We start from the raw sequence: 8,108 nt of genomic DNA, 5'->3' as shown, positions 1-8,108 counted from the left end.
CCCTCCAGACCATCACCCGCATCGGTCACCAAACGGAGATACGCGGCCGAGTAGTCCGGATCCGGATTCATCGCATCCGAACCGTCCAACGTCCGCGAGGTGGGGAAACGTACATCGTGCGTATGCAAAGCGATGAAGCGGGTCACGGACACACTCCCTGGTACCCCTTGAGCGATCTGCTTGGCGGCGACCATAAACATCCGATGTCTCTATCGTCAAGGGTCGCCCACTTCGCCCTGTTGGCCTAAGATCCCCGGTAGATCCGTCAATACACCCGACCAATGGCGTGAGGAGTGTCCGGTGAAGTTCGCTCGACTCGGCCCTGCGGGGCATGAGCGGCCCGTCGTCGTGACCGACGACGCGACCTACGACCTGACCGGCCTGACGGCCGACATCGACGGCGGCTTCCTCGCCTCCGGGGGCGTCGCCGCCGCCCGTGCCGCCCTGGCGGCGGGAGCGCTGCCGGTGCTGCCCGACACGGACGGCCTGCGGGTCGGGCCGCCGATCGCCCGGCCCGGCGCGGTCGTCTGCGTCGGCATGAACTACGCCGAGCACGCGGCCGAGTCCGGGGCGGCGCCGCCCGAGGTGCCGATCATCTTCCTGAAGACGCCCAACACCGTCGGCGGCCCGAACGACCCGGTGACCATCCCGCCCGGCAGCGAGCGCACCGACTGGGAGGTCGAACTCGGCGTCGTCATCGGCGACCGCGCGCTCTACCTGGAGTCACCCGCGGAGAGCATGGCCCATGTCGCCGGCTTCGTGCTCGGCAACGACGTCTCCGAGCGCCGCCACCAGCTGGACGAGTCGGGCGGGCAGTGGAGCAAGGGCAAGTGCGCCCCCGGCTTCTCGCCGCTCGGACCGTGGCTGGTGACACCCGACGAGGTGGACCACACGAAGCTGCGACTGCGCAGCTGGGTCAACGGCGAGCCGCGCCAGGACTCCACGACCACGGACATGATCTTCGGCGTCGAGTTCCTGGTGTGGCACCTGAGCCGCTACCTCGCGCTGGAACCCGGCGACGTGATCCTGACGGGCACGCCGCGGGGCGTCGCCCTGTCCGGGCGGTTCCCCTACCTGGCACCCGGGGATGTCGTCGAGGTGGGCATCGAGGGGCTCGGACGGCAGCGGCAGGAGTTCCAGCGGTTCGTCGCGACGGAAGCGAGGTAACGAGATGAGCGAGTTCGACGGCCTGGTGGCCGCGGTGACCGGCGGCGCCTCGGGCATCGGTGCGGCCGTGGTGGCGGCCCTCGCCGAGCGGGGCGCGCGGGTCGCGGCGCTCGACCTGACGCAGGTGCCGGACGCGGGCGACGTGCTCGGGGTGCGCGCCGACGTCGGCGACGACGCGTCGGTACGGCAGGCGATCGACACCGTGACCGGCCACTTCGGTGGCCTGGACATCCTGGTCAACAACGCGGGGATCGGCGCGCAGGGCACCGTCGCCGACAACGACGACGACGAGTGGCTGCGGGTGCTGAACGTCAACCTGCTCGGCATGGTGCGCACCAGCCGGGCCGCGCTGCCGCACCTGCGCCGCTCGCGGGCCGGCGCCATCGTCAACGTGGGCTCGATCGCGGCGACCGCCGGACTGCCGCAACGCGCCCTGTACAGCGCGTCGAAGGGCGGCGTGGTGGCGTTGACGCGCGCGATGGCCGCCGACCACCTGCGCGAGGGGATCCGCGTGAACTGCGTCAACCCCGGCACCGCGGACACCCCGTGGGTCGGGCGGCTGCTGGAGAGCGCCGCCGACCCGGCGGCGGAGCGCGCCGCGCTGGAGGCCAGGCAGCCGCACGGCCGGCTGGTGTCGCCGCGGGAGATCGCGCACGCGGTGGTCTACCTCGCCAGCCCCTCGGCCACGTCGACGTCCGGCGTCGGCATCGCCGTGGACGGCGGCATGCAGGACCTGCGGCTCCGCCCGCCCGGGCAGTGAGGCGACCGGGGCGGACCCCGCCGGCCCGGGCGGGCCGGCGGGGTCCGCCCCTGCGGCGTTCCTGGCGGGGTTCCTGGTGGGGTTCCTAGCGGGGTTCGGCCCCGCGGGGTTCGATCAGGGCCTGACGGAGCCACTGTTCGACGCCGGCCACGTGCACCGTGGCCGTGGCGCGGGCGATGTCGGCCTGCCGTGCGGCGAGCGCCTGCACGATGGCGCGGTGCTCGGCGAGGGTGCGCTCGACGGCGCCCTCCTGCGTGAGACCGCGCCAGGTGCGGGCCCGCTGGGTGCGCCCGGACAGGGTCTCGACCAGCGAGGCCAGCATCGCGTTGCCCGAGCCGGCGGCGATCCGGCGGTGGAACTCCAGGTCGTTCTCGACCAGTTGGTCCACGGTGGGCCGCTCGCCGAGCGAGTCGAGCAGCGCGGAGAGTCCCTCGATGTCGGCCGTCGGCATCTTCAGCGCGGCCATCTCGGTGGTGGCCGGCTCGATGATGCGCCGTGCCTCCAGGAGTTCGAGGACGGTGTCGTCGCGGTGGAAGTCCACGACGAAGCCCATCGCGTCCATCAGCAGCGCCGGTTCGAGGCTCGTGACATAGGTGCCGTCGCCGCGCCGGACGTCCAGGACGTGGATCAGCGAGAGCGCGCGCACCGCCTCCCGCAGCGAGTTGCGGGACAGGCCGAGGCGCTCGGCCAGGTCCGGCTCGGGCGGCAACCGGTCGCCTGGCCGCAGTTCGCCGTCCACGATCATCTGCTTGATCGCCTCGATGGCGTCGTCGGTGACCGACACCCGCGACTCCTCTCCGTGCCCACGTCGACCTGCGGGAAGCAGGATACATCGGATCTTTCCCGGGGTTCGCGGCACGGCCGCCCTGTTGCCAGGGGAAGGCCCGCCGTGCGACTGTACGCGCAGCACCTCCGATGATTAAGGTTCCCCATGCCTGGATCACCCCGAATACAGGGAATCACCAGCACCTTTCACCCGATGTCTACGGGGTCCATGGCGGTGCGGCGATGAGGGTCGCCCTCCTGGTCACCTGCCTCAACGACACGCTGTTCCCCGACGTCGGGCGCGCGGCGGTCACCGTGCTGCGCCGCCTCGGCGTCGACGTGGAGTTCCCGCCCGGACAGGCGTGCTGCGGCCAGCCGTTGATCAACACCGGCTACCTGGCCGAGGCGGTGCCCGTCGTCCGGGGCTTCGCCGCGGCGTTCCACGGCTACGACGCGGTGGTGACCCCCTCGGGCTCGTGCGCCGGATGCGTACGCCACCAGCACGCCATGGTGGCGCGCCGGGCCGGCGACGCGGAGCTGGCCGAAGCCGTGGCGGCCACTCCTCCGATGTATGAGCTGTCGGAGTTCCTGGTCGACGTCCTCGGCGTGACCGACGTCGGCGCCGCCTTCCCGCACACCGTCACCTACCACCCGACCTGCCACTCGCTGCGCCTGCTCGGCGTCGGCGACCGGCCGCGGCGGCTGCTGGAGGCCGTACGGGGCCTGCGGCTCCGGGAGTTGCCGGCCGCCGACGAGTGCTGCGGCTTCGGCGGGACGTTCGCGGTCAAGAACCCGGACACGTCCGTCGCGATGGGTGCCGACAAGGCGCGGCACGTCCGGGAGAGCGGCGCCGAGGTGTTGGTGGCCGGGGACAGCTCCTGCCTGATGCACATCGGCGGGCTGCTCACCCGGCAGCGCGCCGGGGTGCGGGTCCTGCACCTCGCGGAGGTGCTGGCGGCCACCGAGGGCGCCGGGGCGCGGGCGGAGCGGGTGTCGTGACGGCGACGTTCGTCGGGATGCCGGCGTTCCCCGAGGCGGCACGCGCGGCGCTCGGCGACAGCCAGCTCCGCCACAACCTGGCGCACGCCACCGCCACGATCCGCGCCAGGCGGCGGGAGGTCGTCGCCGAGGTCGACGAGTGGGAGGAGCTGCGGCTGGCCGGCGCGGCCGTCAAGGACGCGGCACTGCTCCGCCTCGACGAGCATCTGGTACGGCTGGAGGCCGAGTTGACCGCGCGCGGCGTCACGGTGCACTGGGCGCGGGACGCCGCCGAGGCGTGCGCGATCGTCGCGGGCGTCGCGGAGGCCCACGCGATCACCGAGGTGGTCAAGGTCAAGTCGATGGCGACGCAGGAGATCGGCCTCGACGAGGCACTGGCCGCCCGGGGCGTCACGGCCTGGGAGACCGACCTGGCGGAGCTGATCGTGCAGCTCGGCGACGACCTGCCCAGCCACATCCTGGTGCCGGCGATCCATCGCAACCGGGCGGAGATCCGGGAGATCTTCGTCCGCGCGATGGGCGACGCGGGCCGGCCGGCGCCCGCCGGGCTGACCGACGAGCCGGCCAGGCTCGCCGAGGCGGCGCGGCTGCACCTGCGGGAGAAGTTCCTGCGGGCCCGGATGGCGGTCTCGGGCGCCAACTTCGCGGTCGCCGAGTCCGGCACGCTGGTGGTGGTCGAGTCCGAGGGCAACGGCCGGATGTGCCTGACCCTGCCGGAGATCCTGGTCTCGGTCGTCGGGATCGAGAAGGTGGTGCCGACCTTCACCGACCTGGACGTCCTCCTCCAACTCCTGCCCCGCTCCTCGACCGGCGAGCGGATGAACCCCTACACGTCGACGTGGAGCGGACTCACGCCGGGCGACGGCCCGCGCGAGGCGCACGTCGTGCTGCTCGACAACGGCCGCACCCGCGCGCTGGCCGACGAGCTCGGCCGGCAGGCGCTGCGCTGCATCCGCTGTTCGGCCTGCCTCAACGTCTGCCCGGTGTACGAGCGGACCGGCGGCCACGCGTACGGCTCGGTCTACCCGGGCCCGATCGGCGCCATCCTGAACCCGCTGCTGCGGGGCGTGGGCACCGACGAGCAGGTCGACTCGCTGCCGTACGCCTCGTCGTTGTGCGGCGCGTGCTTCGACGCCTGCCCGGTGCGCATCGACATCCCGGGCGTGCTCGTCGAGTTGCGGGCGCAGGTGGTCGACGCGCGCCGCGGCACGGCGCGGCACGCGGCCGAGGCCGTGACGATGCGGGCGGCCGCGGCGACGCTCGCGTCCGGGCGGCGGCTGGGGCTCGCCCAACGCGGGGCGGGGCTGCTGCGCCGGGTCACCCGGCGGAGCGTGTTCTCCTGGCTGCCGTGGCCCGGTTCGCGCTGGACCGGCGCCCGCGACCTGCCGGCCCCGGCGCGGGAACCGTTCCGCGCCTGGTGGCGAAGGACCGGAGGGGGGCGCCGGTGAACGCGCGGGAGGAGATCCTGGGCCGGGTGCGCGCCGCCCTGCGGGGCGCCGGGGAGCCGGGCCCGGTTCCGCGCGGGTACCGGACCGTCGGCGTGGCGAACGACCCGGTGGACCTGTTCCTGGAGCGGGTCGCCGACTACCGGGCCGAGGTGACGCGGTGCGCGCCGGCCGAGGTGCCGGACCGGATCGCGGCGGCGCTCCACGACGCGCGGCGGGTGGTGGTGCCCGCGGGCCTCGCCTGGCCGGCCCCGCCGGGCGCGCTGCCCGACACGGGGCTCGGCGCCGCCGAGTTGGACCGGGTGGACGCGGTGGTCACGGGCGCGACCGTCGGCATCGCGACCACCGGCACCGTCGTCCTCACCCACGGCCCGGGCGAGGGCCGGCGCGCGCTGACGCTCGTACCCGACCTGCACGTGTGCGTGCTCCGCGCCGACCAGGTGGTGGGCACCGTCCCCGAGGCGATGGCCCGGCTCGCCCCCGACCGCCCGGGCACCTGGATCAGCGGCCCCTCGGCGACCAGCGACATCGAACTCAGCCGCGTGGAGGGCGTCCACGGCCCGCGTCGCCTGCGGGTGGTCGTCGCCGGCTGAGCCGGCGGGCTTCGCCGTGCCGGCGGGGCGGCGGGGCGGCTACTCGGCCCTGATGAGGAGCAGCGCGATGTCGTCGACGCGTGGAGCGGACCGCTCGGCGTGGGCGATGAGGTTGTCCGCCAGCGACTCCATGGTGGGGCTCTCGTCGCCCGCCAGCCGGCGGGCGAGGTCGGCGGTGGCCTCGCCGAGGTCGATCCCCGGTGCCTCGATCAGGCCGTCGGTGAAGAGGGCGAGCACGGTGCCGGGCGTCAGGGGGACGTCGGTGGTGGGGTAGTCGGCGCACGGGTCGATGCCGAGGAGGAGGCCGGGAGGCAGCTGGAGCGCCTCGGTGCGGCCGTCCGGACGGCGCAGCAGGGGTGGGGGGTGGCCGGCGGTGGCCAGCTGGACGAGCCGCCGTTCCAGGTCGAGGTCCGCGTAGAGGCAGCTGGTGAACAGGCCGGTGTCGAGATTGGTGAGCAGCCGGTTGGTGCGGGCGAGGACTTCGCCGGGCGGCGCGCCCGCGGTGGCGTGGACGGCGGTGCGGACCTGTCCCATGATGGCCGCGGCGTTCACGTCGTGGCCCTGGACGTCGCCGATGGTGGCGGCCACCCGGCCGTTCAGCGGGATCAGGTCGTAGAAGTCGCCGCCGATGCCCATGCCGCGCAGCGCCGGAAGGTAGCGGGCCGCCACGTCGAGCCCGGGGAGTTCGGGCAGGGCGGGGGGCAGCAGCCCGGACTGCAGGCGCAGCGCCAGCCGGTTCTTGGCCTCGTAGAGGCGGGCGCGGTCCAGGGCCTGGGCGACCAGGCCGGCGGCCGAGGAGAGGACGGCGCGCTCTCGGGGACCGAACTGCTGTTGGCGGTCGTAGGCGAGCAGCAGCGTGCCGATGGCGTGCTCGGAGGTGATCAGCGGCAGGAAGGCCCACGCCTCCTTGTCGTCCTGGTGGACGGCCTCGCGGTGGCTGCGCTTGAGGTCGGCGAAGGTGCTGAAGAAGCACGGCGCACCACGTCTCAGGGTCACCACCGCCGGCGTCTCGGAGGTGAGGGGGGCGCCGTCGAAGCGCGCCATGAGCTCGGCCGGGTATCCGCGGTAGCCGATGATGCGCAGCCGCCCCTCCTCCGCCGCCATCAGGACGACGGCCTGGGCGCCGAAGGCCGGCAGCATCTGGTCGCTGGCCTGGTCCACCACGTCCTGGACGCCGACGGCCTCGGTGAGCGTGGCGGCCAGGTGCATCAGGTTGTAGAGGGCGGTCGCCTGGCTCATCCCGGCGGGCGGCGACGGGCGGCGGCGCCACGCCGTCCTGGCCTGCCGGTCGGGGACGGCGGGAGTGATGTGGAGCGTGATGCCCGAGGAGTCCGGATAGAACCGGAAGGTCAGCCAGCGGTCGGGCGGGCGCGGCAACGTGACCCGGGTGGACTGCCCGCTGATCAGCGAGCCCCGGTAGTGCTCCTCGAAGGCGGGGTCGTTCAGCCAGGGCAGCACGTCCCACGGCATCGTGCCGAGCAGACGCTGGGCGCCACCGCCCAGGAGGTCCGCCGCGGCCGTGCTCACGTAGGTGAACCTGCCGTCGAGGTCGAGGGCGCAGCTGCCGCCCGGCAGCCGCTCGATGAGTTCCACCGCCGCGGCCGCCTCGGCGGCGCTCGGCTCGGGTCCCGCGACGCGGGGCCGGGCGAGGGTCCGCGGGCGGGGGCCCGGCTGGAAGGAGTGCCCGGCTTCGGCCGCCCCGAGCAGGCGTGCCCCGAGGTCGCGGCAGCAGGCGAGCATGGCGTCACGCTCCCCGGCGGCCAGGCGTGGCGCGTGCGAGCCGGGCCAGAGCAGCACGAGGCCGCCCCAGAGCGTGGCGCCGCCGGTGATCGGCGCCGCGGCGAGGGCGAAGTCGTAGGGCAGCACCAGCGCGGGGCGTGGGTAGCGGCGGGCCATCTCCTCCCGGTTGCCGACCCACACCAGGCGCCGCTCCCGGACGGCGTCCACCACCGGGATCGGGGCGGTCAGCGGCACCCGGACCCAGGGGGCCGCGATCCTCGGGGACATCCCCGACAGCACCGCGAGCCGCAGGGCGGTGCCGTCCGGCGGCAGCACGTACACCAGCGACACCGACGCGCCGGTCTCCCGCGTCCCACGGGAGAGGGCCGCGTCCAGGAGCCCCGATCCCCCCTCACCACGCCTGCCCATAACGGGATGATACGACCCGTTCCGGGCGATGGCGGCGTGGCCCTCGGCCGTCCGGCGGGCGGCTCGGCCACGCCGTCACCGGGCCGGGACGAGCGGTCCGCGGGCGGCCCGCCGATTCACCGGAACCTCCACTGGACACGGTGAACCCCGTGACTGATTCCGAATCAGGCGTGACCCGCCGCACGATGCTCCGCGCCACGGCCGCCGCGGGCGCGGTCGTCACCGTCCCCC

At 74.3% G+C, this 8,108-nt stretch carries 7 protein-coding genes and 1 pseudogene; 5 read left to right on the top strand and 3 right to left on the bottom strand.

The genetic code is table 11. The features are described from left to right. Positions 1 to 194: pseudogene (locus tag E1283_RS39045) on the bottom strand (hypothetical protein); the annotation flags it as partial. Positions 195 to 300: 106 nt separating this feature from the next. Here E1283_RS39045 and E1283_RS27080 point away from each other — a divergent pair. Together E1283_RS27080 and E1283_RS27075 are read left to right on the top strand one after the other, a co-directional pair. Further along, positions 301 to 1,167 carry a fumarylacetoacetate hydrolase family protein gene (locus E1283_RS27080; protein ID WP_132820783.1) on the top strand — a complete coding sequence of 289 codons (867 nt, stop codon included), beginning with the start codon at positions 301 to 303 and terminating at the stop codon, positions 1,165 to 1,167. Positions 1,168 to 1,171: 4 nt separating this feature from the next. Continuing rightward, positions 1,172 to 1,927, top strand: a complete 756-nt coding sequence (locus tag E1283_RS27075) for an SDR family NAD(P)-dependent oxidoreductase (protein ID WP_132820782.1) — start codon at positions 1,172 to 1,174, stop codon at positions 1,925 to 1,927. 85 nt (positions 1,928 to 2,012) lie between these two features. Here E1283_RS27075 and E1283_RS27070 read toward each other — a convergent pair whose 3' ends face one another. Then, a complete protein-coding gene (locus E1283_RS27070; RefSeq protein WP_132820781.1) occupies positions 2,013 to 2,711 on the bottom strand; it encodes a FadR/GntR family transcriptional regulator in 699 nt (232 codons plus the stop codon). A gap of 224 nt (positions 2,712 to 2,935) precedes the next feature. On the opposite strand from E1283_RS27070, the gene E1283_RS27065 reads away from it, so the two are divergent. The 3 genes from E1283_RS27065 to E1283_RS27055 are packed head-to-tail and all read left to right on the top strand — an operon-like array spanning position 2,936 to position 5,729. Next, positions 2,936 to 3,691 (top strand): (Fe-S)-binding protein, encoded by a 756-nt coding sequence (locus tag E1283_RS27065; protein ID WP_132820780.1) that lies wholly within the window; start codon positions 2,936 to 2,938, stop codon positions 3,689 to 3,691. After that, positions 3,688 to 5,139: a lactate utilization protein B gene (locus E1283_RS27060; protein WP_207930539.1), complete on the top strand. Its 1,452-nt coding sequence runs from the start codon at positions 3,688 to 3,690 to the stop codon at positions 5,137 to 5,139. The genes E1283_RS27065 and E1283_RS27060 overlap by 4 nt, the downstream gene beginning before the upstream one ends. Beyond that, positions 5,136 to 5,729 (top strand): LutC/YkgG family protein, encoded by a 594-nt coding sequence (locus E1283_RS27055; RefSeq protein WP_132820779.1) that lies wholly within the window; start codon positions 5,136 to 5,138, stop codon positions 5,727 to 5,729. Before E1283_RS27060 ends, E1283_RS27055 begins: the two co-directional genes overlap by 4 nt. 39 nt (positions 5,730 to 5,768) lie before the next feature. On the opposite strand, the gene E1283_RS27050 is transcribed toward E1283_RS27055, so the two are convergent. After that, positions 5,769 to 7,877, bottom strand: a complete 2,109-nt coding sequence (locus tag E1283_RS27050; protein WP_132820778.1) for a SpoIIE family protein phosphatase — start codon at positions 7,875 to 7,877, stop codon at positions 5,769 to 5,771. Positions 7,878 to 8,108 lie beyond the last annotated feature (231 nt).

It is taken from the genome of Streptomyces hainanensis, assembly GCF_004348415.1.
Classification (GTDB): Bacteria; Actinomycetota; Actinomycetes; order Streptomycetales; family Streptomycetaceae; genus Streptomyces; species Streptomyces hainanensis.
The sequence above is the reverse complement of the archived record's forward strand: the minus strand, read 5'-3'. Positions and strand labels throughout refer to the sequence as shown.